Source organism: Microbispora sp. H13382 (genome assembly GCF_014161445.1).
Classification (GTDB): Bacteria; Actinomycetota; Actinomycetes; order Streptosporangiales; family Streptosporangiaceae; genus Microbispora.
The window spans coordinates 66,832-88,855 of sequence record NZ_JABBXA010000029.1; the positions used below are offsets into that span (position 1 = coordinate 66,832).

Consider the following 22,024-nt stretch of genomic DNA (forward strand, 5'->3'; position numbering starts at 1 on the left):
TTGGCACGGTCACCGGGAGATTCCGAATACTTGGCCACTCGCCTCGGGTAATGCAACGTGCCAGGGGTAACGCGCACGTATGAATTACGCGGAGTACCAAAACGAGCTGTACGCCCAGGGGCGGACCGGCCGGCAGCCGCCGTATCCCATGACATTCGCGGAGCTGGAAGAGAAGGCTTCGGCCGCGATGCGGCCGAAGGTCTGGGGGTATGTGGCCGGGGGCGCCGGTGACGAGCACACCCAGCGGGCCAACTGCGAGGCGTTCAAGCGCTGGGGCCTGTATCCGCGGATGTTGGTCGCTCCCGCCGAGCGGGACATGTCGATCGAGTTGTTCGGGACGAAGCTGCCCTCGCCGGTGTTCATGGCGCCCATCGGGGTGATCGGGGTGTGCGCCCAGGACGACCACGGCGACCTCGCATGCGCGCGAGCCTCCGTCCGGACCGGCGTCCCGTTCTTCGCGGCGACCCTTTCCGCCGATCCCATGGAGGACGTGGCGGCGGCGCTGGACGGCACGCCCGGCTTCTTCCAGCTCTACACGCCGCCGGACCGGGACCTGGCGGCGAGCCTGGTGCACCGCGCCGAGGCGGCGGGGTTCAGGGGCATCGCCGTCACCCTCGACACCTGGGTGACCGGCTGGCGTCCCCGGGACCTGCGCGGCTCGAACTACCCCCAGGTGCCCAGCGGATGCCTGCGCAACTACACAAGCGACCCGGTGTTCCAGCAGAGACTGCGACCCGGCGAGGACGCCGTCGAGGAGGTGGTGCGCACGTTGCCGATCTTCGGCGGGCCGTTCCGGTGGGACGACCTGGACTGGCTGCGGTCGCAGACCCGGCTGCCGCTGATGCTCAAAGGCATCTGCCACCCCGACGACGTCCGCCGGGCCAAGGACCACGGTGCGGACGCCGTCTACTGTTCCAACCACGGCGGACGGCAGGCCAACGGAGGGCTGCCCGCCCTGGAGTGCCTGCCCGGCGTGCTCGAAGCCGCCGACGGGCTGCCGGTCCTGTTCGACTCGGGGGTGCGCAGCGGCGCCGACGTCGTCAAGGCGCTGGCGCTGGGCGCCACCGCGGTGGGGATCGGCCGGCCCTACGCGTACGGCCTGGCGGTCGGCGGCGTCGACGGCGTCGTGCACGTGCTGCGTTCCATCCTGGCCGAAGCGGACCTCATCATGGCGGTCGACGGGTATCCCACCCTCAAGGACCTCACGCCCGAGGCGCTGCGCCTCGTGGCATGACCGCCTCGCGACGGGCCGCGGACGACGACGGCCCGCCGGAGGCGCCACACTCGATGATCAGTCCTTGCCGTGCCCCGGGTTCCGGCGTGCGACGTACAGGCGGTTGCCCTCGGGGCCGGTCCACTCCAGCCGTACGACACCGGGCACGGCGGCGTCGGCGACGCGCGACGGGTCGGCCCAGTAGCCGAAGTTGGGGTTGCGGAAGAACGTCGCCCACAGCCGGCCGCTGCGGTCCGCGAAGATGTTGTTGTGGCCGGCGCCGACGCCCAGGGTCCACCGCTTGGAGTATGGCCCCTCGAACGTGTCCGCGACGGCGACGATCGCGTCGTACTGGTACTGCACACGGCCCGGGGCGGCCGTGTCGTAGGCGTACCGCGTGCTGCCGTCCGTGTTGACCGACGACCGATCCCATGCGGCGTGGACGAGGTAGTACTTGCCTCCGTACTTGAAGACGTACGCGCCTTCCAGGTACGGCTCGGGCGCGTAGGGCGTCTGCTGGAACTTCGGCAGGTTCGTCGCCGGGACGATGTCCTCCATGTCATCCCGGAACTTCGCGTACAGGTTGTTGTGCAGCACGAGCCACGCGTCGTCGCCCTCGGTGTAGAGGCCGCCGTCGATGTGGTGGTAGGCGCCGGGCTTGATGAAGGCCGGTCCCCCGATGAAGGAGTCACCGAAGGGCTTGTCGTGGTTGCCCTGGACGAGCCGGTACGGACCCTCGACCCCGCCCTCGCTCACGAGCATGAACGAACCGACCTTCTGCGAGTGGTCGCCCATGCACGCGACGATGTACCACTTGCCGCGGAAGTAGTGCACCTCCGGCGCCCAGGCGTTGCCGCGCTTGCCGAACTGGTCGTCGTACCAGTACTCCTGCCACGGAGCGACGACCGTGCGCCCGGGCCGGTTCTCGCCGGCGAACTCGGGCGACCACACCTTGCCCTTCTCGGCGTCCGGCCGGATGCCGGTGGTGTCGGCCAGCCGCCACGGCCCGTGCAGGGACGGGGCCGTCCACACGAAGATGCCGTCGTTCCACGGGCCCGCCGCCTGGAGCCCGGGCACCCGGGTGGTGCCCGTGGCGACGTAGACCGGACGACCGCCGACGACGAAGCAGTTGACGTAGGTGTCCCGCATCCAGACCCGGCCGAGCTCCTCATCACGGGGACGCGGCTCGAGCGGCAGGATGAAGGAGTTGTCGTCGCGCGGCCACAGGTCCGGCCGCGTGTCCGCGAGGCCGTAGGGCTCGAGCTCGGGCCAGTTCGACGGATACCGCCCCTTCGGCGCGCCTCCGTTCGGCAACTCCTTCGGGTCCGCGTGCGCGGCGGCCGCGGGCAGCGCCGCCGCTCCCAGCAGGCCCGCGACGCCGGCCAGTACGGACCGCCGGCCGACGTACAACCCGTTATCGGAATCAGTCATGAGTCACGTCCTCCCACTTGTCCAGGACCAGGTCGCCCTGCCGGGAGGAGACGGTAGTGGGACGTATTTCGACAGTGAACAGACGACAGAAAGGTTTCGGCTCGCCTTCGCCGGCTTCGGCCGCGGATGTCGCCGGGGATTTCCCTATTTCCTACCGGCCGTGAATTCCTCCATTCCGCGGCGCCAAAAAAATAAGAGCCACGGCCGATTCGCTCGGCGAACTCTTCGCGGTGCGGTCGCAGGCGGCGACAGCGGTCCGAGTTCCGCTCCCACCGTCGCAGAGCCGGCCGGTGCGGAGCCGAAAACACGTTGCGGCGGACGACCGCGACGCGGAACGCTCCCGGCGTGAGGATGCACGCCGGCCAGCTGACGGTGACACAGGAGACGGTGCGCGCGTTGGTGGACGAGCAGTTCCCCGAGTGGCGGAGCCTGCCCGTGACACGCATCGGCGCCCACGGGACGGTCAACGCCGTCTTCCGCGTCGGCGACCGCTTCACGGCCCGGTTCCCGCTGCTACCCGGCCCGGCCGACGAGCTGCGGCGCCGGCTGGAGTCGGAGGCGGAGGCGGCCCGCGAACTGGCGGGCAGCACCCGCTTTCCCACGCCCGAGCCGGTCGCGCTCGGTGAGCCCGGCGCGGGATACCCGCTTCCGTGGGCGGTGCAGACGTGGCTGCCCGGTGCCGTGGCGGACGACGAGGACCCGGGCGAATCGGTCGCGTTCGCCCACGACCTCGCCGATCTCATCACCGATCTGCGTGCGGCCGGCACGCGCGGCCGTACGTTCGCCGGCACGGGCCGGGGAGGCGACCTGCGCTCCCACGACGCCTGGATGGAGACCTGCTTCGCGCGCAGCGAACGGCTCCTGGACGTTCCCCGGCTGCGCCGGATGTGGGACAGGCTCCGCGTCCTGCCCCGCGAGGCGGCCGACGTGATGTGCCACGGCGATCTCATTCCCGGCAACGTGCTCGTGTCCGCCGGCCGGCTGGCGGGGATCCTCGACGCCGGCGGCTTCGGGCCGGCCGATCCCGCTCTCGACCTCGTGAGCGCCTGGCACCTGCTGGAGGCGGGGCCGCGCCGGGTGCTCCGCCTCGACCTGGAGTGCGACGACCTGGAGTGGGAGCGAGGCAAGGCGTGGGCCCTCGAACAGGCGATGGGACTCGTCTGGTACTACCTCGACACCAACCCCGCCATGGCCCGGATGGGCCGGCGCACGCTGGCACGCATCCTGGCGGACAGCGGGCCCGCCTGAGCCGGTGCGGCCGCGATCACGGCGTCGTCAGCCGCGGGTGACCCGCACGCCGCCGAAGACGCCGTAGTTGCGCACGCGGATGACCGGTCCGGAGGAGTCCGGCGTTCCCGGGTCCACCCGGCGGCCGCCGAACAGGCTGAAGCCCTCGACCTCCACCGTGCTGTCGGCGGGCACCCGCAGCCGCACGCCGCCCGCGATCGAGATCTTCGTGACCGAAGTGACCGGCGCGATCTCGGCGTCGCTGAAATCGAGGTCGGCGCCACCGAGGGGGGTGAGGACCACGGTGTCCGCGGGCACCCGCCCCGCCCCCCGGCGCTTCAGGCCGCCGAGAAGGGCGACGTGCCAGTCCGTACGCTGCGATGATGTCGTGTTCGTGATGAGAGGCGGCCCGCCGCTCGCGCTCGCTCAGGTGCCGAGGCGGTAGACGCGTTCCGCCGTTCCCCGGAATACCGCGTCACGCTCGGCGGCCGACAGCCCCGCGTCCGTGAGCAGCGCGCGCACGGTCTCCGCCCACAGGGGCAGGGCGCCCGCGAGGAGGCAGACGGGCCAGTCGGAGCCGAACATCAGACGCCCGGGCCCGAACGCGTCGAGCGCGACGTCGGCGTACGGCCGCAGCCGCGCCGCGTCCCAGTCGTCCCAGGCCGCCTCGGTGATCAGGCCGGAGAGCTTGGCCGTCACGTTCGGCTCGGCGGCCAGCTCACGGACGAGACCGGCCCACGGTTCGAGCTCGCCGGACGCGACCGGAGGTTTGGCCAGGTGGTCGAGGACGAAGGCCAACTCGGGAAGGGCCCGTACGGTCTCGATCGCGGCGGGCAACTGGTGGGGCAGGACGAGCAGGTCGTAGACGAGCCCGGCCGCCGCCACCTGACGCAGTCCTTCGCGGACGTCGTCGCGGGCGAGCCAACGGGGGTCGCTTTCGCCCTGCACGAGGTGGCGGATGCCGCGCAGCAGTTCGCCGCCCGGTGAGGCGGCGAGCGCGGCGAGTTCGGCGGCGAGATCGGGCCGGGTGAGATCGGCCCACCCCACCACGGCGGCGACGGTGTCCGACCGCGCCGCCAGCGCGAGGAACTCCCGGGTCTCCTCTGCGTCGGGCAGGACCTGTACGAGCACCGAGCTCCCGATTCGCGCTTCCGCCGCGACGGCGGCGTAGTCGGAGGCGGTGAAGTCGCGGCGGATCCGCGCCATCTTCGGAGGATCGAGCCAGGTCTGCGGCCGCCGGGACAGCTCCCAGAGATGGTGATGAGCGTCGACGATCGTCCCAGTGGATGTCCCAGTGGATGTCGCGGTGGATGTCACAGCGCGTCAAAAGCCTCTCGTGCCAGTTCCCGTAATGGTTTTCCGGTGACCTGGGCCAGCCTGGCCAGGTCGTCGTGCTCGGGTTTGACCCCCCACGGCCCGTGCTTCATCCGCACGTCCTGGCCGTACAGCCGCACGGTCTCGAAGTGCCGGGGCAGCGCCACCTTCTCGACCACGCTGCGCCGCAACCCCAGGCTGCCCGTCTCGGCCAGGACGAGTTCCTGCAGACGGCCGGCCAGTTCGACGGGCGCGAGCACGTGCAGGACGTGCGCGGGCCGGCCTTTCTTCATGACCGCCGGAGTGATCCACGCGTCCGCCGCGCCCGCGGCCAGGGCGCGCTCGATGACGTGCCCGAGAATCTCACCGGTCACGTCGTCGAGGTTCGTCGACAGGACGACCTGGTGGTCCGGGCCGGCGGTGGGCCGCCCGAGCATCGCCACCGTCACGTTCGGCCGGTCGGGCAGCTCGCGGGTGCCCGCGCCGTAGCCCGTGGCGTGCAGTTCCATCTCTGGGACCGTGCCGTACACCGCGCCGTGCACCGTGCCCGCGGCGTGGAGCAGGGCCGCCCCGGTCGGCGTGACCGCCTCCCCCGCCGCTCCGGCTCGCACCCGCGCTCCCTTCAGCAGGGCGAGCGTGGCGGGAGCGGGCACGGGCAGCACGCCGTGACGGGTCCGCACGGTGCCGCTGCCCAGCGGCAGCGGTGCGCAGTGGACGCGCGTCACGCCGAGGTCGCGCAGGGCCGCCGCGCAGCCGACGATGTCGATCAATGTGTCGTGCCCGCCGAGCTCGTGCAGGTGGACGTCGGCGGGCGGAACGCCGTGCAGCGCGCCCTCGGCCTCGGCGATCGCGGTCAGCGCCGCGTCGGCGACGGGCAGGCCGGCCCGGGCCGCCATCGCGATCAGCTCCGCGGCGGGGCGCTCACTTGCGTCGTCCTCGACGTCGATCAGGACGCGGGTGGCGGTCAGCGCTCCGGTCCGCACGCGCTCGGCGTCCAGCCGCCACCCGGTCAGGCCGGTCAGGGCGACGGCCCGGCGTACGGCGTCGAGGGAGGCGCCCGCGTCCAGGAGTGCCCCGAGCAGCATGTCGCCGGCCAGGCCGGTGAACGGATTCAGGAAGAGGATCACCTCGGCCCCCTCGTGAGGCGGAAGGCCGCGAGCGCGGCGCCGAATCCGGAGTCGATGTTGACCACGGTGATCCCCGCCGCGCACGAGGTGAGCATGGCGAGCAGGGCCGTCACGCCCTCCAGCGCGGCGCCGTAACCGGTGCTGGTGGGCACGGCGATCACCGGCGTCTCGACCAGGCCGCCGATCACGCTCGCCAGCGCCCCTTCCATACCGGCGATGACGATGACGCTGTCGGCCGCGCGCAGGTCCTCGACGGCGGCGAGCACGCGATGCAGCCCGGCCACTCCCACATCCCTGATCAGGGTGGTGCGCAGGCCGAGGGCGGATGCGACTGCCGCGGCCTCGGCGGCCACCGGGCCGTCCGCGGTCCCGGCCGTGACCACGGCGACCGTGTGCTCGATCGCCCGGGGCTCGCGCCAGACCAGCAGCCGGGCGTCCCGGTCGTACCGGCCGCCGGGGACACGCCCGAGCACGGCCTCAGCGGCGTCGGGGTCGACCCGGGTCACCAGGACGGGCCCGGTGTTGCGGCCGAGCAGCGTGGTGACGATTCCGGTGATCTCGGTCACCTGTTTGCCCGGACCATAGACGATCTCGGGCAGTCCCTGGCGCGCCTCGCGGTCGAGGTCGACGCGCGCGTAACCGAGGTCGAGGGCGTCGCTCACGGCCTCCTCCCGCTCGACGGCGCGCGGTCGCGTTCGCTCCGCCTGTTCATGACGGGACGATGTATCCGACGGTCAGCAGGAGGTTCGCGTAGAGCCGGTCGTCGCCGGTCGCCACCGCGAAGGCGACGTCGGGGCCCTTCGCGGCCTCGTAGAACTCGAGGCGTCCCATGGGTTCGATGGGCCGCTGCGGGCCGAGCAGCTCCCGGTAGCGGGTGAGCACCTCGGGCTCGCCGCCTTCGTCGGGACGCATCGAGTGGACCGACTCCAGCGGCACGGCGTCCACGAGCACCTCCAGGACGTCGTCCACGCGGACCAGCCCGGGACGCAGGTTGAGGTGGATCACCGGGGCGCCGGCCCGCACATTGGTGGCGTGGGCGTAGTTGGCGTCGGCGAGCAGAACGCGCGATCCGTGGCCGGTGGCCGCGAGCGCGGCCAGCAGCGGCGGGTGGATCAGGGGGTAGCGGAGCACGTCATTCTCCCCCGAGGTACGGAATGGTCATGGGCCCCTCGGGCAGGACGCAGACCCGGCCGGGCAGTGCGCGCACGGTGGCGGCGATGTCGCCGGTCTGTTCCAGGTGGGCGGCAGCGAGGTCGGCGTCGCTCAGGTGCGAGGTGTGCATGACCACGCGGGCGTGCCGCTGGATGCGGGCCTGGATCTGGACCTGCCACTGGTCGGGCACCGTCTCGGTGCGGCGGGAGATCTCCTCGAACAGCGCGTCCGGGGAGGCCGCGGAGGTGAGCACGTCCCGGTAGGAGCCGTGGTCGGGGAACCCGTCCCGGCACTCGGCGGCGCAGACGATCGTGCCGCCGGGCCGCACGACCTGGGCGGCGGCGCTCATGCCCTTCACCGACTGGTAGAGGTTCTGGTCCAGCGGGAATCCGGCGTTGGTGGTCACCACCACGTCGAAGGGCTCGGCGACCGGCCGCATCGCGGCGGCGCGGGCGGCGGCCGTGGCGGCGGCGTGCATCGGCGGCAGGTCGCCGCCGAACGCCCGGACGATCTTCTGCTCCCGGTTGAGCACGACGTCGAGGGCGAAGGTGACCCCGGTCGCCTCCGCGATGGCGCGGACGTCGTCGTGCACCGGGTTGCCCTCGATGACGCCCCAGGTGGCACGGGGATCGCCGATGCGGGCCGCGTCGTGCAGAGTGAGCACGGTCTCCAGGGCGGCGAGGCCGGGTGCGACCAGTTTGGGGCCGCCGGAGAACCCGGCGAAGAAGTGCGGCTCGACGAAGCCCGTCGTGATCCGCACGTCGGCGTCCGTCCACTCCCGGTTCAGCCAAACCGGGACGTCCTTGCCGTGACGGCCCATCCACCTCAGGGACGACGCGTCGCGCGCGTCGTGGTTGACGATCCGCACGGCGTCGACGACCTGGTCACCGAACATCGCGCGCAGTTCCGCGTCGGTGTTGCCGCGGTGGGTTCCGGTGGCCACCAGGATCACCACGTCGCCGGTGTCGACGATCCCGTCCAGCTCCGCCAGGATCGCCGGGATCATCAGGTGGCGCGGCTGGGGTCTCGTGCCGTCGCAGGCGGAGATCGCCACCGTCTGGCCGGGGCGCACCCGCTCGCGCAGCGGCGGGCCCGCGACCGGTTCACGCAGGGCCCGCAGCACCTCGGCGGCCTCGTCCGCCACGGCGGGCCGGGCGACCGGCGCGATCACCGTGGTCCTGTCGTCCGGCAGGTCCACCACGAGACCGTCCGTGCCGTAGGCGAGCTCAACGCGCATGGTCCAGCTCCTCCCACAGTTCCCCGGGCACGGGGGTGGCGGCCAGGTCGAGGTCCTCCCGCACCTCCTCCGCGCTGCGCGCGCCGAACAGGACCGTGGTGACGGCCGGATGCCGGTGCGGGAACAGCAGGGCCGCCGCCGGCAGCGGCACGCCGTACGACGCGCAGATCCGCTCCAGCTCGCGCGCCCGCTGCAGCACGGCCGGCGGGGCGGCGTCGTAGTCGTAGGTGGCGCCCCCGGCGAGGACGCCGCTGTTGAACACCCCGCCGGCGACGACGGCGACGCCGCGCCGTTCGCATTCGGGCAGCAGTTCCCCGGCGGCGGAGCGGTCGAGCAGCGTGTAGCGTCCCGCGACCAGCACGGCGTCCAGGTCGGTCTCGCGGACGAACCTGGTCAGCATCTCGGCCTGGTTCATCCCGGCGCCGATCGCGCCGATCACTCCCTGGTCGCGCAGCTCGGCCAGCGCGGGGTACGCCTCGCCCGCGGCCTGCTCCCAGTGGTCGTCCGGGTCGTGGATGAACACCAGGTCGAACCGGTCAAGCCCGGTGCGCTTCAGGCTGTCGTCCAGCGAGCGCAGCACCCCGTCGCGGCTGTAGTCCCGCACCCGCACGTACTGCGTGCGGCCGGGAAACCCGTCCTCCTCGCCCTGCCCGGGCACCAGGACGCGGCCGATCTTCGTGGAGACGACCGCCTCCCCCGCGGCCTGACCGGGCAGGCCGCGCAGGAAGCGTCCGAGACGCTCCTCCGCCAGGCCGGTCCCGTAGTGCGGCGCGGTGTCGAAGTAGCGGATCCCCGCCTCCCACGCGGCGGCCAGCGCCTGCTCGGCCTGCTTTTCGCTCACCGGCGCGAACAGCCCGCCCAACGGCGCGGTGCCCAGCCCGTACGGCCCGAGGGAGAGCTTCACGAGGTCACCGGCCTCAGCCGCAGGCCGGACATCCCGCCGTCCACGGCCAGCTCGACCCCGGCCGTCGAGGCCGCGCGCGGGCTGGCCAGGTACGCGACGGCGTGGGCGACCTCCTGCGCCGTGACCAGGCGGCCGTGCGGCTGCCGGGCGGACAACGCCGCGCGCTCGGCCTGCGGATCGGGAGCGGCGTCCAGCAGCCGGCCGACCCAGGGGGTGTCGACGGTGCCGGGGTTGACGCAGTTGACCCGGATCCCCTCGCGAAGGTGGTCGGCCGCCATCGCGCGGGTGAGCGCGAGCACCGCCCCCTTGGACGCCGAATACAGCGCCCGCTGCGGCAGCCCCGCGGTGGCGGCGATCGAGCAGGTGTTGACGATCGCCGCGTGCGGGGACATGCGCAGGTGCGGCAGCGCCGCCCGGGTCACCCGGGCGATCCCCACCACGTTCAGGTCGAACACCCGCAGCCATTCGGCGTCGTCGTTGTCGGCCACCGTGCCCTGCGCGCCGATGCCCGCGTTGTTCACCAGCACGTCGATCCGGCCGTAGCGCTCCGCCACCGCCGCCACCGCCGCGCGTACGGAGGCGTCGTCGGTGACGTCGCAGACGAACTCGGTGTCCTTGAGGTCCAGAACGGCGACCCGGGCGCCCCGCGCGGCCAGTTCCTCGGCGACGGCCCTGCCGATGCCCGAGGCCCCGCCGGTGACGATCGCCACCAGGCCCTCGAACTCCTCACTCATGCCTGGCCCACCTGCTGGCGCTGGCGGCCGAGGCCGTCGATCTCCAGCTCCACCACGTCACCCTCCCGCAGGTACGCCTGCGGGCCACGGCCGAGTGCCACACCCGCCGGCGTGCCGGTGTTCACCACGTCGCCCGGCTCCAGCACCATGAACTGGCTGAGGTACCAGATCACGTGATGCACGCCGAAGATCTGGTTCTTCGTGTTCCCGTTCTGGCGCAGCTCGCCGTTGACCCACAGCCGCAAACCCAGCGCCTGCGGGTCGCCGGCCTCGTCCGCCGTCACCAGCCACGGGCCGAGCGGGTTGAACGTTTCACACGACTTGCCCTTGTCCCACTGACCGCCGCGCTCGTTCTGGAACTCCCGCTCCGACACGTCGTTGGCGATCGCATACCCGGCGATCACCTCGGCCGCGTCGTCCGGGGAGTCCAGGTAACGGGCCGTACGGCCGAGGATCACCGCCAGCTCGACCTCGTAGTCGGTCTTCACGCTGCGCCGCGGCACCAGCACCTCGTCGTCGGGACCGACGAGCGTGTTGGACGCCTTCATGAACACCACCGGCTCGGCGGGGATCGCCGCCCCGGTCTCCTCCGCGTGGTCGGAGTAGTTCAGGCCGATGCACACGATCTTCCCCGGCCTGGCGATCGGCGCGCCCACCCGCTCGTACGGCCCGGCCTCGGGCAGGGCGCCCTCCGCCAGGGCGGTCCGCACGCGCTCGACGCCCCCTCCCGAGAGGAACGCGCCGTCGATGTCGGCCGTCAGCGACGACAGGTCGAGCACCCGCCCGTCCGGTCCCATCGCACAAGGCCGCTCCTCACCCGCCGGACCCACTCGCAACAGCTTCACGATCTGTCTTCTCCCGCTGGTGTCACAGGTGCGTATGTTGTGCCGAGCCTGTCAGATTCATCGGGTTGAAGTAAAGCCTCTTATGGGGCATTTGCCGATTCTCTTGACCATCGCTCCCGGTGACCCTACTGTTCGATCCATATTCATCCGACCAATTGGAGTCCGCCCATGCCGGTGATCACTTCCGTGGACGTGATCGACATCAGGTTCCCCACCTCCGCGACACTCGACGGCTCGGACGCGATGAACCCGGACGGCGACTACTCGGCGGCATACGTGGTGCTGGAGACCGACGGCGACCTGGCCGGGCACGGCCTGACGTTCACCATCGGGCGCGGCAACGACCTTTGCGTGGCGGCGGCCCGGCAGATCGGGGCCCGGCTGGCCGGGCGTGACGTGGACGAGCTGGCAGGCGACCTTGGCGGCCTTTACCGGGAGATCATGTCCGACAGCCAGATGCGCTGGCTCGGCCCGGAGAAGGGCGTGGTGCACCTCGCCGCCGCGGCCGTGCTGAACGCCGCCTGGGACCTTGCCGCACGCCGGGCCGGCGTACCCCTGTGGCGCCTCATTGCCGACATGTCGCCCGAGGAGCTGGTGGCCGCCTGCGACTTCCGCTACCTGTCCGACGTGCTGACTCCCGCCGAGGCCGTCGAGATGCTGGCCAGGCTCGCGCCGACGCGCGGGGAACGGATCGCCGAACTCGCCGCGCGCGGCTACCCCGCCTACAACACCACCCCGGGCTGGCTCGGCTACGACGACGGCAAACTGCGCCAGCTTCTCCGTGAGGCCGTCGCCGACGGCTGGACGCACGTCAAGCTCAAGGTCGGCGCGAACGTCGAGGACGACGTCCGCCGCCTGTCGATCGCCCGTGAGGAGCTCGGCGAGCGCACGCTGATGATCGACGCCAACCAGGTGTGGGACGTGCCCCAGGCCATCGAGTGGGTCAACCGGCTCGCGCCCTACGAGCCGCTGTGGATCGAGGAGCCGACCAGCCCCGACGACGTCCTCGGCCACGCGGCCATCCGCAAGGCCGTCGCCCCCGTCGGCGTCGCCACCGGCGAACACTGCCACAACCGGGTCATGTTCAAGCAACTCCTGCAGGCCGGCGCGATCGACTTCTGCCAGATCGACTCCTGCCGGCTGGCGTCGGTCAACGAGATCGTCCCCGTGTTGCTGATGGCGGCCAAGTTCGGCGTGCCGGTCTGCCCGCACGCGGGCGGCGTGGGCCTGTGCGAGCTGGTCCAGCACATGTCCGTCGTCGACTACGTCTGCGTGAGCGGCAGCCTGGAGGGCCGGGTCCTCGAGTACGTCGACCACCTGCACGAGCACTTCACCGATCCCGTCCGCATCGAGCACGGCCACTACCGGCTGCCCGAGGCCCCCGGCTACAGCGGCCGCATGCATCCCGAGTCGATCGCCGGCTACCGCTACCCTGATGGCCACCATTGGGGAGGCTGAGTGGGCGCCATCGAGACGGCGATCGACACGGTCAAGCAGATGATCATCGACGGGAAGCTGCGCCCCGGGCAGAAGCTTCCCGCCGAGAAGGACCTCGCCGAACAACTCGGCGTCGCCCGCAACACCCTGCGCGAGGCCGTACGCGCGCTGATCGCCATGCGGGTCCTGCAGACGCGCCAGGGCGACGGCACCTACGTCACCAGCCTGTCTCCGGACCTTCTGCTCGACGGGATGAGCTTCGTCGCCGACATCCATCTGGACGCCGGGGCCGGGCAGTTCCTGCACGTCCGCAGGATCCTCGAGGCGGAGGCCACGGCCCTCGCCGCCACGCGCATCCCCGACGCCGACCTCGCCCGCCTGGGTGAGTTGCTCGACGACGCCGAGAGGGTCGCCGCGGAAACCGTGATCGACCACGAGAAACTCGTCGCCCTCGACCAGGACTTCCACGCCCTCATCACCTCCCACTGCGGCAACGCCGTGCTCGCCGCCGTGATCCACAACATGTCCGGCCGGACCGTACGCGCCCGCGTCTGGCGCGGCATGAGCGACCCCGAGGCGGTCCAGCGCACCCTGCGGGAGCACCGCGCCGTACATCGGGCCCTGCTGGCACGGGACGCCGAGCGGGCCCGGCTCCACGCCGCCCTGCACGTCCTCGGGGTCGAGGAGAGCGTCACCGGTTCACGTACGTATGGAGGCGCCGATGAGTGACCGCGCTGCTCCCGCGGACCGGACGACGGCGAACGCCCCGGACGGCGCCCCGGACCAACTGACGGCGCAACTGATGGCGCGGCTGACGTCCCGGCTGCGCGAGGAGAGTGCGCTCGTCGTCGCCTACTCCGGCGGCGCGGACTCCGCGTTGCTCGCCTTCGCCGCCGCGAGGGCACTCGGAACCCGGGCGCTCGCCGTCACCGCGGTCTCCCCCAGCCTCGCCGCCTCCGAACGGGCCGCGGCCCGTGACTTCGCGCGCCGCCACGCACTGGCGCACCTGGAGGTGCGCACCGACGAGGCCGACCGGCCCGAGTACGCCGCCAACGGCCGCGACCGCTGCTACCACTGCAAGTCCGCGCTGTTCGACGCGCTCGCTCCGCTGGCGGCCGCCATGGACGCCAGGATCGCGCTCGGCACCAACCTCGACGACCTCGGCGACCACCGCCCCGGCCAACGGGCCGCGGCCGAGCGCGGGGCCGTCGTACCGCTGGTGGACGCCGGGTTCACCAAGGCCGACGTCCGCGCGGTCAGCCGGGAACTCGGCCTGGTCACCGCGGACAAACCCGCCGCGCCCTGCCTGGCCTCGCGGGTCAGCTACGGCGACCCGGTCACCCCGCAGGTCCTGCGCAGGATCGAGACCGCCGAGGCCGCGCTGCGCGACCTCGGCTTCCCGGTGTGCCGGGTGCGCGCCCACGCCGGCGGCACACTCGCCCGGATCGAGGTGCCGCAGGCCGAGATCCCCCGCGCGTGTGAGCTGCGCGAGCGCGTCGACGCCGCGGTCCGCGGCGCCGGCTTCACCTTCTGCTCGCTGGACCTGTCCGGTTTCGCGTCCGGGCGCCTCAACGCACTGCTGCCGCTGCTCCCCTCCTGACCTGCCGCCGCTCCCCTCACAACCCGCGCCGCTCCCCTCACAACCGCCTCGTGACCGGTCGCCGCCGTGCCCTGCGCGGACGCCGGCGGCCCGGGCGCGTACGAGAGCACCCGGGCCGCCGGAATCCGTCAGTCCTGCGACTTGCCGCCGGTGAGGCGGGAGATCGCGAGCGCGGTGAGGATGATCGCCCCGTTGAGCGCCTGGATCCACTGCGCGGGGACGCCCGCGAGAGTGAGGACGTTCTGGATCATGTAGAGCAGCAGGATGCCGGTGAACGCGCCGAACACGGTGCCCTTGCCTCCGTTGAGGCTGACACCGCCGATGACGGCGGCGGCGAACACCGTGAAGATCGCCCCGTCGCCCTGGGCTGCGGCGACGGAGGCGAGCCGGCCCGTCAGCAGGAGGCCGCCGATCGCGGCCAGCAGGCTGGCGGAGATCAGCGTGATCCACAGGACCCGGTCGGTGCGGATACCGGCCGCCTTGGCGGCGTCGACGTTGCCGCCGATCGCGTAGAGCGCCCGGCCGAACCGGGTGAAGCCCATCACCACGATGCCGGCCGCGAACAGCAGCAGGCAGATCCAGATCGACGCCGGCACGCCGAGCCACATCGTGGAGCCGAAGTAGGTCATCGAGTCGGGGAGGTTGAAGAAGGTCTGCCCGCCGGAGATGCCGGTGAGGAGGCCGCGCAGCACGATGAGCATGCCCAGCGTGACGATGAAGCCGTTGAGCCCGAAGCGGACGATGAACAGCGAGTTCACCACTCCGACCAGCACCCCCACCGCGAGGGTGATGGGAATCCCCCAGGCGCCCGGCAACAGCCCGAGCCCGGCCCCCGTTCCGCTGGCGACCGTCAGCCAGGCGGCGACGCCGGGCGCCAGCCCGAAGGTCGACTCCAGCGAGAGGTCCATCCTGCCCGCGATCAGCACGAGCGTCTGCGCCAGGACGAGGAGCGAGATCTCCGACATCGTCTGCAGGATGTTGATCAGGTTGTCGCTCTGCAGGAAGATCGGGTTGACGATCTGCCCGACGATCGCGATCACGATGACCGCGGGGACCAGCGCGAAGTCCCGCAGCCGCGCCAGGGGGATCGCCGGGCGGCGCCGTCCCGCCTCCTCCGGGGGCGGGCTCGGCGGGTGCCCCGTCGCGGCGTGTTCGGCGGTGGTCTCAGGCATCGAGGTCGACTCCTTCCATGGCGGCCACCATCTCGTGGTCGTGCCAGCCGGCGGCCAGTTCCGCGACGACGCGGCCGTGGAACATCACCAGCACCCGGTTGCACAGGCGCAGGTCGTCTAATTCATCGGAGGCGATCACGACGCCGGTCCCGCTGTCGGCGATCTCCTCGACCTTGCCGAGCAGGAACTCCTTCGACCGGACGTCGACCCCGGCGGTCGGCGTGATCAGCACGAGCAGCCGGGGATCGTTCGCCAGGGCCCGGGCCATGACGACCTTCTGCTGGTTGCCGCCGGACAGCCCGGAGACGGGGAGTTCCGGGCCGGGTGTCTTGATCGCTAGGTTTTCGATCATTTCGCGGGCCAGCGCGTCCTTGCGGCGGCCGCTGACGAAGCCCGCCTGACCGAGCCGCTCGGGCACGGTCATCGTGGCGTTGTCAGCGATCGACATCAGGGGGACGAGCCCCTGGTGGTGGCGGTCCCGGGGCACGAAGCCCACACCGGCGGCCAGCGACTCCGGCACGCTTCCGGGGCGGGGGCGGCTCCCGGCGACCTCCAGGGTTCCCTCCTGGGGGGCGCGCAGCCCGACGAAGGTCTCGGCGAGCTCGGTCTTCCCGCTGCCGCCCAGGCCCGCCAGCCCCACGATCTCCCCGGCCCGGACCTGGATGTCGACGTCCTGGTAGACGTCGCCGTCCGACAGGCCCCGTACGTCGAGGACCACCGGGGTCTGCGCCGCGACCGGCGGGCGGACGGCGTGCTCCCGCAGGCCCGCCGCCTCACCGGTCATCGCCGCCACCAACTCGCCCTGCGGCAGGTCCGTCACCGGCGCGGTGAGGATGTGCCGGGCGTCCCGGTAGACGGTGACCGTGTCGCAGATCTCGTAGATCTCCTGCAGGTGGTGGCTGATGAACAGGAAAGTGATTCCCTGCTCGCGCATCGCCCGCATCCGGTCGAACAGACGGGCGATCGCCGCGCCGTCGAGCTGGGCGGTGGGCTCGTCGAGGATGATGAACCTCGCGCCGAACGACAGCGCCCGGGCGATCTCCACGAACTGCCGCTGCTCCACTCCGAGCTCCCCGGCCGGCCGGCGGACGTCGACGTCCACCGACCAGGCCTCCAGCAGCTCGGCCGCCTTCCGCCACAAGCCCTTCCAGCCCACCAGCCCGAACCGGTTCCGGTCGTGCCGGTTCAGGTAGAGGTTCTCCGCCACGGTCAGCTCAGGGATGATCGTGGACTTCTGGTAGACGCAGGCGACCCGCTCCCGCCAGGCGTCGCGGTCCGCGGGCCGCGGAGCGGGGGCCCCGGCGAAGCGGACCTCGCCGTCGTCGGGCGCCTGCAGTCCCGTCAGGATGGAGACCAGGGTCGACTTGCCCGCGCCGTTGCGGCCGACGAGGGCGTGCGTCTCCCCCGGGTTGATCGTGATGTGCGCCCGGTCGAGCGCCACCGTCTCGCCGTATCTCTTGGTGATGCGCTCCGCCTCGGCGACGGGCGAGCCCGTGCGGGTCCGCCCGTCGTCGTGAGCGGGTGGAGGGCTCGCGGGCCCTCCCGCGAACTCATCCATGGGTCACGCCCTCTCAGCTCAGGTTGTTGCCCCACAGCGACTTGTCGTCGTACTTCACGCTGGGGATGTCTCCGTACGTGCCGCCGTCGGCGGTGACGAGCGGCGCGGACAGCTGGTCTTCCAGCAGGCCGGGCCGCACCTGGATGATGGTGCTGTCATGGTCGGTCTTGCCCGGCTGGAAGGTCTTGCCCTCGACCGCCGCCTTCGCGTACGACAGCGCCCACTTGGCGTACAGGTCCGCGGGCTGGGAGACGGTCGCGTCGATGTTGCCGGCGGCGATGTCCTTCAGCTCCTGCGGGATGCCGTCGTTGGAGACCACGAAGACGTGCTTGGGGTCGTCCGGCGGCACCAGCAGGTCACGCTGCTTGAGCACCTGCAGCGTGCCCGCGAGGGCGAAGCTCGACTGCATGTAGACGCCCTTGACGTCCGGGTTCGCGGTCAGGACCGTGGAGAGCTTCTGCGAGGCCACGGCGCCGTCCCAGTTCGTCGCCTCACCGAACACCTTGATGCCGGGATAGTTCTGCTTCATGCAGTCGTTGAACGCCTCGGTGCGGTCCCGGCCGTTGATCGAGGCCAGGTCGCCCTCCAGCATGACCACCTTGCCCTTGCCCTGAAGCTTCTCGCCCAGGAAGCGGCAGGCCTTCTCCCCGTACGCGCGGTTGTCGGCGCGGACGACCATGAAGGCGTTCCCCGTGTCGGGCCGCGTGTCCACCAGCACGGCGGGGATCTTCTTGCTCTCGAGCTGCTGCAGTGTGGGGGCCACGGCGGCGGTGTCCTGCGGCGCCATGACCACGGCCTTCACGCCCTGCCCGACCAGGGTCTGCACGTTGGAGGTGAGCTTCGCGATGTCGTTCTGGGAGTTGGTGGTCTTGGTGTCCGCTCCCAGCTCGCCGGCGGACTTCGGCACGTAGCTGATGTAGGAGTTCCAGAAGTCTGTGTCCGAACGCGGGTAGTCCACGCCGATGACCGGCTTCGCCGCGGTGTCGCCACCGCCACCGGAGCCGCCGTTCTCGCTGTTCCCGCCGCAGGCCACGGCGAGGCACCCCGATAAAGTCAAGGCCGCGGCGAGCGCGAACCGTCTGCGTACCATCGTTTCTCCTTCTGAAGCACCACGGGTGCCATGCCGTCGCTGACCGCGCCGCGCTCGGACAGGGCCCGAGCATGCCGCGCGAACTCCGGCGAGGTTCGCCTGGAGCGGGCTCATCATCGACAGGACATGGGATGTCTTTCTATGACCAAACCCCGGTCAGTGTCCAGACCCTAGGGAAGAATCACGAAAATCCCTCGCACTCGTACACGAAGGGTCCGACGTATCGCGTGCTCCCACGGTCGGGAGGAAGGCAGATACATCGCATGGCCAGCCCTCCGGACAGCGGGGCGTGTGCGGGTTCTCCGCCTGGAGGTATCAGAATCCTCCTATGTCGTTGACCGAGCAGGCGATCGAACGCATCAGGCAGCGCATCAAGGACGGGACCCTCCCCCCGGGCGCCCGGCTGCCTCCGGAACAGGAACTCGCCGCCGAACTGGGCCTGTCCCGCAACCTCCTCAGAGAAGCCGTACGCTCTCTCGTCACCACCCGCGTCCTCGAAGTACGCAGAGGCGACGGCACCTACGTCACCAGCCTCACCCCCGAACTACTCCTCGAAGGCGTCGGCCTCGCCGTCGAGATGATGCGCGGCGACGATCTCCTGGAAATCACCGAAGTACGCCGCCTCTTCGAACCCGTCGCCACCGGACTGGCCGCCACCCGCATCACCCCCGGCCAGCTCGCCGAAGTCGAACGCCACCTCAACGCCATGATCGAAGCCCAGAACGACGTAGAAGCGCTCAACCACCACGACGACGCCTTCCACCGCGCCGTGTTCGAGGCCACCGGCAACAAGTCCCTGTCCGCCCTGCTCGGCGGCATCGCCGGCCGCACCCTCCGCTCCCGCGTCTGGCGTGGCCTCGCCGAGGAGAACGCCGCCGGCCGCACCATCGCCGAACACGCCGCCATCTACCGCGCCCTCGCCCACCACGACGCCCCACTCGCCCAAGCCGCCGCCCTCATGCACGTCAGCACCACCGAGACCTGGCTGCGCGAGAACCTCGGCCGCTCCCTCACCGACACCACCGCGCAACCACCGCGTTGAGCGCACCGCCGGTCGTCGCAGGGGAGTGAAACTTACAGACATCCCACTTACGAGACGGCAGACGGCTTCAAGACGGCACAGACATGGGTTGTCTGGGCGGCCGGGGCAGCAACGGGATCGACGCCAGGCCATCCGGCATGCCAAAACACCGGCGGCACGCACGGAGTCCGCGGAGCTCCCAGCCCAGGACCGGATCTTCGCCGACCTCGGGGACTCTTGGCATTCGCGATCACGCCGGACACGCGTCGGCGTCCGCCGTCCGGCGAGAAGCCTGGACAGATCGCCACCGTTGACTTACAAACATCCCATGTCCACGTGGTGAAGGTCGTCGCACCATGCGACACATCCGCGAAATGCACGTCCTCGGCCTGCAGGACGTCCATCCCACGCACGGCCGGCGAGGTCTGCCGGCCGGTCGGGAACGCCCCAGCAGAGCTCCCCCCGCTCCAGAGAGGTGCCCCACATGTCCTCGTCTTCGTCGTTCCAGTTCAGCCGTCGTCAGCTGCTCGTCGCGGCGGGCCTCGGCGCGGCCGCCGGCATGCTCAAGGTGGGCCCTGCCTGGGCCACCGCCGGTCCGCAGAGCTACAGCCCGAGCTGGTCGTCGGTCGACCAGCACCCCCCGGCCGCCGAGTGGTTCCAGGACGCCAAGTTCGGCATCTACTTCCACTGGGGCGTCTTCAGCGTCCCCGCGTTCGCCAACGAGTGGTACCCGCGCAACATGTACAACAACGGGTCCGGCGAGAACAACCACCACAAGAGCGTCTACGGCGACCCGTCGGCATGGCCGTACCACAACTTCATCAACGGCGCCCGCGACAAAGCCGGCAACTGGGTGCAGTTCGCACCGAAACTCAAGTCCGCCGGAGGCAACTTCGACCCCAACGAGTGGGCACAGCTGTTCGCCGACGCCGGCGCCAGATTCGCCGGCCCGGTGGCCGAACACCACGACGGCTATTCGATGTGGAACAGCCGCGTCAACGAATGGAACTCCGTCGCCACCGGCCCCAAACTCGACCTGCTGCGCCTGCACGCCGACGCCATCCGCGCCAAAGGCCTGAAACTGCTGGTGGCCATGCACCACGCCTACAACTTCACCGGCTTCTACCAGTGGGCGCCGTCCCAGTCCTCCACCTCGCTGAAGAAGCTGTACGGCCAGCTCAGCTTCGCCGACGAACAGCAGCTGTGGCACGACAAGCTCAAAGAGGTCATCGACGGCTACCAGCCCGACATCATCTGGCAGGACTTCAACCTCTCCCGTCTCGACGAATCCCGCCGCCTGGCCTTCCTGGCGTACTACTACAACCAAGCCGTCGCCTGGAACAAAGACGTCGTCGCCACCTACAAAGACGGGTTCAACACCAGAGGCGAGGTCTTCGACTACGAACGCGGCGGACCCGCCGCCATCCAGACCCCCTACTGGCTGACCGACGACAGCATCTCCAGCTCCAGCTGGTGCTACACCAACGGCATCGGCTACTACTCCCTCAACGCCATGCTGCACTCCCTCATCGACCGGGTCAGCAAGAACGGCAACATGCTGCTCAACATCGCCCCCATGGCCGACGGCACCATCCCCTCCGGCCAGCGCTCGATCCTGCTGGGCATCGGCGACTACCTCAAGCGCTTCGGCGAGTCCATCTACTCCACCCGCGCCTGGGCCGTCTACGGCGAGGGCCCCACCCAGATGGGCGGCGGCTCCTTCACCACGCCACGGGCGGGAACCAACACCGACATCCGCTTCACCCGCAGCAAGGACAACACCGTCCTGTACGCCACCGTCCTGGGCTGGCCCGGCGCCACACTCAACATCACTACCCTGGGCGCCAACCGCATCAACCTCAGCAACCTCGCCTCGGTGCAACTACTCGGCTCCTCCGCCGGCCAATACACCACCCTGCCGGGCCGCACCCAGGACGGCTCCGCCCTGCACATCACCATGCCCTCCTCCACTCCCCCGTTCAGCGCGCCCGCGTACGTGGTCAAACTGACCTTCAACGGCCAGATCCCCACCCTCGGCGGCGGCTCCACCCCCACCGGCTACGTGCGGATCACCAACGTCGCCACCGGACTCGTCCTGGACAGCGGCGGCAACGTGGCGTCGGGGTCGACCCTCAAGCAGTGGAACTGGGACGGCAGCACCAACCTCCAGTGGCAGCTGGTCGACCTGGGCGGCGGCTGGTACCGCATCGTCAACCGCACCAACGGCATGGTCGCCGACAGCTGGGGCGACACCACCAGCGGCGCCCTGTGCAAGCAGGCGTCCTGGAACGGCGGCAACAACCAGCAGTGGAAACTGACCGACATGGGCAACGGCCGCTACCAGATCGTCAACCGCGGCACGAACACCTGCCTGGACAGCGGCGGCACCACCACCGTCGGCTCCAGCGTGAAGCTGTGGGCGCCCGGCTCCAGCACCAACCTCCAGTGGACCGTCACCGCGGTCTGAACCATGCCGCCGCACACGCCCTCCGCTCGCGCGCAGGGCGTTCGGCGTCTCAGCGGTCCCCTGCCCGGCGCGCGTCGCCGTCGTCGGGCAGGCGGTTCAGGGACTCCTCGACTCCGATGAGATGGTTGGCCATCCGGATGCGCGCCCGTTCGGGATCGCGTGCCATCAGCGCCGTCCAGATGGCCACGTGCTCGTCGTGGGTGCGCCGGTCGGCGTCCTTCTCGTGCAGGCTGCGCCACAGCCGGCCGTGGACGGTGCGCCTGGCGAACGCCTCGATCAGGCCGACCATGACCGGATTGTCGGAGTGGGCGGCGATGATGCGGTGGAAGGCGATGTCGATCTCGATGAGACGCTCGTGGTCGTGGGGGGCCTGACCGACCATGCGGGCCGCTTCGTCGAGCAGGTCCCTGGCCTGGCAGAGCGCTTCATCGGTGATCCTGGTGGCGGCGATCCGCGCCGCTTCGCACTCGAGCAGGCGCCGGACGGCGTACACGT

21 protein-coding genes are annotated in these 22,024 nt (G+C 71.0%); 7 read left to right on the top strand and 14 right to left on the bottom strand.

The features are described 5' to 3' along the window. The first annotated feature begins 79 nt into the window (after positions 1-79). Positions 80-1,234: an alpha-hydroxy-acid oxidizing protein gene (locus HHX41_RS36970; protein ID WP_182909668.1), complete on the top strand. Its 1,155-nt coding sequence runs from the start codon at positions 80-82 to the stop codon at positions 1,232-1,234. Between the two features lie 57 nt (positions 1,235-1,291). On the opposite strand, the gene HHX41_RS36975 is transcribed toward HHX41_RS36970, so the two are convergent. Then, entirely contained in the window at positions 1,292-2,644 is a 1,353-nt protein-coding gene (locus HHX41_RS36975) for a family 43 glycosylhydrolase (protein ID WP_182909669.1), read from the bottom strand. Between the two features lie 351 nt (positions 2,645-2,995). Between HHX41_RS36975 and HHX41_RS36980 the strand changes: the two genes are divergently transcribed. Continuing rightward, positions 2,996-3,892, top strand: a complete 897-nt coding sequence (locus tag HHX41_RS36980; protein WP_182909687.1) for an aminoglycoside phosphotransferase family protein — start codon at positions 2,996-2,998, stop codon at positions 3,890-3,892. 27 nt (positions 3,893-3,919) lie between these two features. Here the strand turns inward: HHX41_RS36980 and HHX41_RS36985 are convergent, their stop codons facing one another. From HHX41_RS36985 to HHX41_RS37025, 9 genes are all read right to left on the bottom strand, one after another. Further along, positions 3,920-4,189 (bottom strand): hypothetical protein, encoded by a 270-nt coding sequence (locus HHX41_RS36985; RefSeq protein WP_182909670.1) that lies wholly within the window; start codon positions 4,187-4,189, stop codon positions 3,920-3,922. 108 nt (positions 4,190-4,297) lie between these two features. Next, positions 4,298-5,188, bottom strand: a complete 891-nt coding sequence (locus HHX41_RS36990) for an amidohydrolase family protein (protein WP_310742350.1) — start codon at positions 5,186-5,188, stop codon at positions 4,298-4,300. Then, positions 5,185-6,312, bottom strand: coding sequence for a nickel pincer cofactor biosynthesis protein LarC (gene larC, locus HHX41_RS36995; RefSeq protein ID WP_182909671.1), 1,128 nt, complete (start codon positions 6,310-6,312; stop codon positions 5,185-5,187). The genes HHX41_RS36990 and larC overlap by 4 nt, the downstream gene beginning before the upstream one ends. Further along, a complete protein-coding gene (gene larB / locus HHX41_RS37000) occupies positions 6,309-6,974 on the bottom strand; it encodes a nickel pincer cofactor biosynthesis protein LarB (protein WP_182909672.1) in 666 nt (221 codons plus the stop codon). Before larB ends, larC begins: the two co-directional genes overlap by 4 nt. Before the next feature lie 46 nt (positions 6,975-7,020). Beyond that, positions 7,021-7,443 (bottom strand): RbsD/FucU family protein, encoded by a 423-nt coding sequence (locus tag HHX41_RS37005; protein ID WP_182909673.1) that lies wholly within the window; start codon positions 7,441-7,443, stop codon positions 7,021-7,023. A 1-nt stretch (position 7,444) separates the two neighbouring features. After that, on the bottom strand, positions 7,445-8,701 hold the full coding sequence (larA, locus tag HHX41_RS37010) for a nickel-dependent lactate racemase (protein ID WP_169985003.1): 1,257 nt from the start codon (positions 8,699-8,701) through the stop codon (positions 7,445-7,447). Beyond that, positions 8,691-9,605 carry an aldo/keto reductase gene (locus HHX41_RS37015; protein ID WP_182909674.1) on the bottom strand — a complete coding sequence of 305 codons (915 nt, stop codon included), beginning with the start codon at positions 9,603-9,605 and terminating at the stop codon, positions 8,691-8,693. The genes larA and HHX41_RS37015 overlap by 11 nt, the downstream gene beginning before the upstream one ends. Beyond that, positions 9,602-10,339, bottom strand: coding sequence for an SDR family NAD(P)-dependent oxidoreductase (locus tag HHX41_RS37020; RefSeq protein WP_169985007.1), 738 nt, complete (start codon positions 10,337-10,339; stop codon positions 9,602-9,604). The genes HHX41_RS37015 and HHX41_RS37020 overlap by 4 nt, the downstream gene beginning before the upstream one ends. Beyond that, on the bottom strand, positions 10,336-11,184 hold the full coding sequence (locus HHX41_RS37025; RefSeq protein WP_182909675.1) for a fumarylacetoacetate hydrolase family protein: 849 nt from the start codon (positions 11,182-11,184) through the stop codon (positions 10,336-10,338). The genes HHX41_RS37020 and HHX41_RS37025 overlap by 4 nt, the downstream gene beginning before the upstream one ends. A gap of 168 nt (positions 11,185-11,352) precedes the next feature. On the opposite strand from HHX41_RS37025, the gene HHX41_RS37030 reads away from it, so the two are divergent. From HHX41_RS37030 to larE, 3 genes are read left to right on the top strand one after another with little or no spacing between them, the layout of a single operon-like run. Continuing rightward, entirely contained in the window at positions 11,353-12,642 is a 1,290-nt protein-coding gene (locus HHX41_RS37030; RefSeq protein WP_182909676.1) for an enolase C-terminal domain-like protein, read from the top strand. Next, positions 12,643-13,350 carry an FCD domain-containing protein gene (locus HHX41_RS37035; RefSeq protein ID WP_182909677.1) on the top strand — a complete coding sequence of 236 codons (708 nt, stop codon included), beginning with the start codon at positions 12,643-12,645 and terminating at the stop codon, positions 13,348-13,350. Further along, a complete protein-coding gene (larE, locus tag HHX41_RS37040) occupies positions 13,343-14,221 on the top strand; it encodes an ATP-dependent sacrificial sulfur transferase LarE (protein ID WP_220504761.1) in 879 nt (292 codons plus the stop codon). Before HHX41_RS37035 ends, larE begins: the two co-directional genes overlap by 8 nt. Before the next feature lie 128 nt (positions 14,222-14,349). Here the strand turns inward: larE and HHX41_RS37045 are convergent, their stop codons facing one another. Genes HHX41_RS37045 through HHX41_RS37055 form a run of 3 tightly spaced genes read right to left on the bottom strand, consistent with a single transcriptional unit; the run spans position 14,350 to position 18,041 of the window. Beyond that, positions 14,350-15,393: an ABC transporter permease gene (locus HHX41_RS37045; protein WP_169985015.1), complete on the bottom strand. Its 1,044-nt coding sequence runs from the start codon at positions 15,391-15,393 to the stop codon at positions 14,350-14,352. Next, positions 15,386-16,951, bottom strand: a complete 1,566-nt coding sequence (locus tag HHX41_RS37050) for a sugar ABC transporter ATP-binding protein (RefSeq protein ID WP_182909678.1) — start codon at positions 16,949-16,951, stop codon at positions 15,386-15,388. Before HHX41_RS37050 ends, HHX41_RS37045 begins: the two co-directional genes overlap by 8 nt. 13 nt (positions 16,952-16,964) lie before the next feature. Then, positions 16,965-18,041, bottom strand: a complete 1,077-nt coding sequence (locus HHX41_RS37055) for a sugar ABC transporter substrate-binding protein (RefSeq protein WP_169985019.1) — start codon at positions 18,039-18,041, stop codon at positions 16,965-16,967. A 328-nt stretch (positions 18,042-18,369) separates the two neighbouring features. On the opposite strand from HHX41_RS37055, the gene HHX41_RS37060 reads away from it, so the two are divergent. Next, a complete protein-coding gene (locus HHX41_RS37060; RefSeq protein WP_169985021.1) occupies positions 18,370-19,083 on the top strand; it encodes a FadR/GntR family transcriptional regulator in 714 nt (237 codons plus the stop codon). A gap of 463 nt (positions 19,084-19,546) precedes the next feature. Further along, the gene (locus HHX41_RS41415) at positions 19,547-21,529 is read left to right on the top strand and encodes an alpha-L-fucosidase (RefSeq protein ID WP_182909679.1); all 1,983 of its coding nucleotides are present in this window, start codon (positions 19,547-19,549) and stop codon (positions 21,527-21,529) included. 49 nt (positions 21,530-21,578) lie between these two features. Here the strand turns inward: HHX41_RS41415 and HHX41_RS37070 are convergent. Then, on the bottom strand, positions 21,579-22,024 hold a 446-nt coding region (locus tag HHX41_RS37070; protein ID WP_182909680.1), incomplete at its 5' end, for a FadR/GntR family transcriptional regulator.

Bases quoted from the DNA above. Each gene is read 5' to 3' on its own strand.
- HHX41_RS41415 (WP_182909679.1), top strand. From the start codon at position 19,547: ATGTCCTCGTCTTCGTCGTTCCAGTTCAGCCGTCGTCAGCTGCTCGTC.
- HHX41_RS37060 (WP_169985021.1), top strand. From the start codon at position 18,370: ATGTCGTTGACCGAGCAGGCGATCGAACGCATCAGGCAGCGCATCAAG.
- HHX41_RS36975 (WP_182909669.1), bottom strand. From the start codon at position 2,644: ATGACTGATTCCGATAACGGGTTGTACGTCGGCCGGCGGTCCGTACTG.
- HHX41_RS37045 (WP_169985015.1), bottom strand. From the start codon at position 15,393: ATGCCTGAGACCACCGCCGAACACGCCGCGACGGGGCACCCGCCGAGC.
- HHX41_RS37030 (WP_182909676.1), top strand. From the start codon at position 11,353: ATGCCGGTGATCACTTCCGTGGACGTGATCGACATCAGGTTCCCCACC.
- HHX41_RS36970 (WP_182909668.1), top strand. From the start codon at position 80: ATGAATTACGCGGAGTACCAAAACGAGCTGTACGCCCAGGGGCGGACC.
- larA (WP_169985003.1), bottom strand. From the start codon at position 8,701: ATGCGCGTTGAGCTCGCCTACGGCACGGACGGTCTCGTGGTGGACCTG.
- HHX41_RS37050 (WP_182909678.1), bottom strand. From the start codon at position 16,951: ATGGATGAGTTCGCGGGAGGGCCCGCGAGCCCTCCACCCGCTCACGAC.
- HHX41_RS37020 (WP_169985007.1), bottom strand. From the start codon at position 10,339: ATGAGTGAGGAGTTCGAGGGCCTGGTGGCGATCGTCACCGGCGGGGCC.
- HHX41_RS36980 (WP_182909687.1), top strand. From the start codon at position 2,996: ATGCACGCCGGCCAGCTGACGGTGACACAGGAGACGGTGCGCGCGTTG.
- larE (WP_220504761.1), top strand. From the start codon at position 13,343: ATGAGTGACCGCGCTGCTCCCGCGGACCGGACGACGGCGAACGCCCCG.
- HHX41_RS37055 (WP_169985019.1), bottom strand. From the start codon at position 18,041: ATGGTACGCAGACGGTTCGCGCTCGCCGCGGCCTTGACTTTATCGGGG.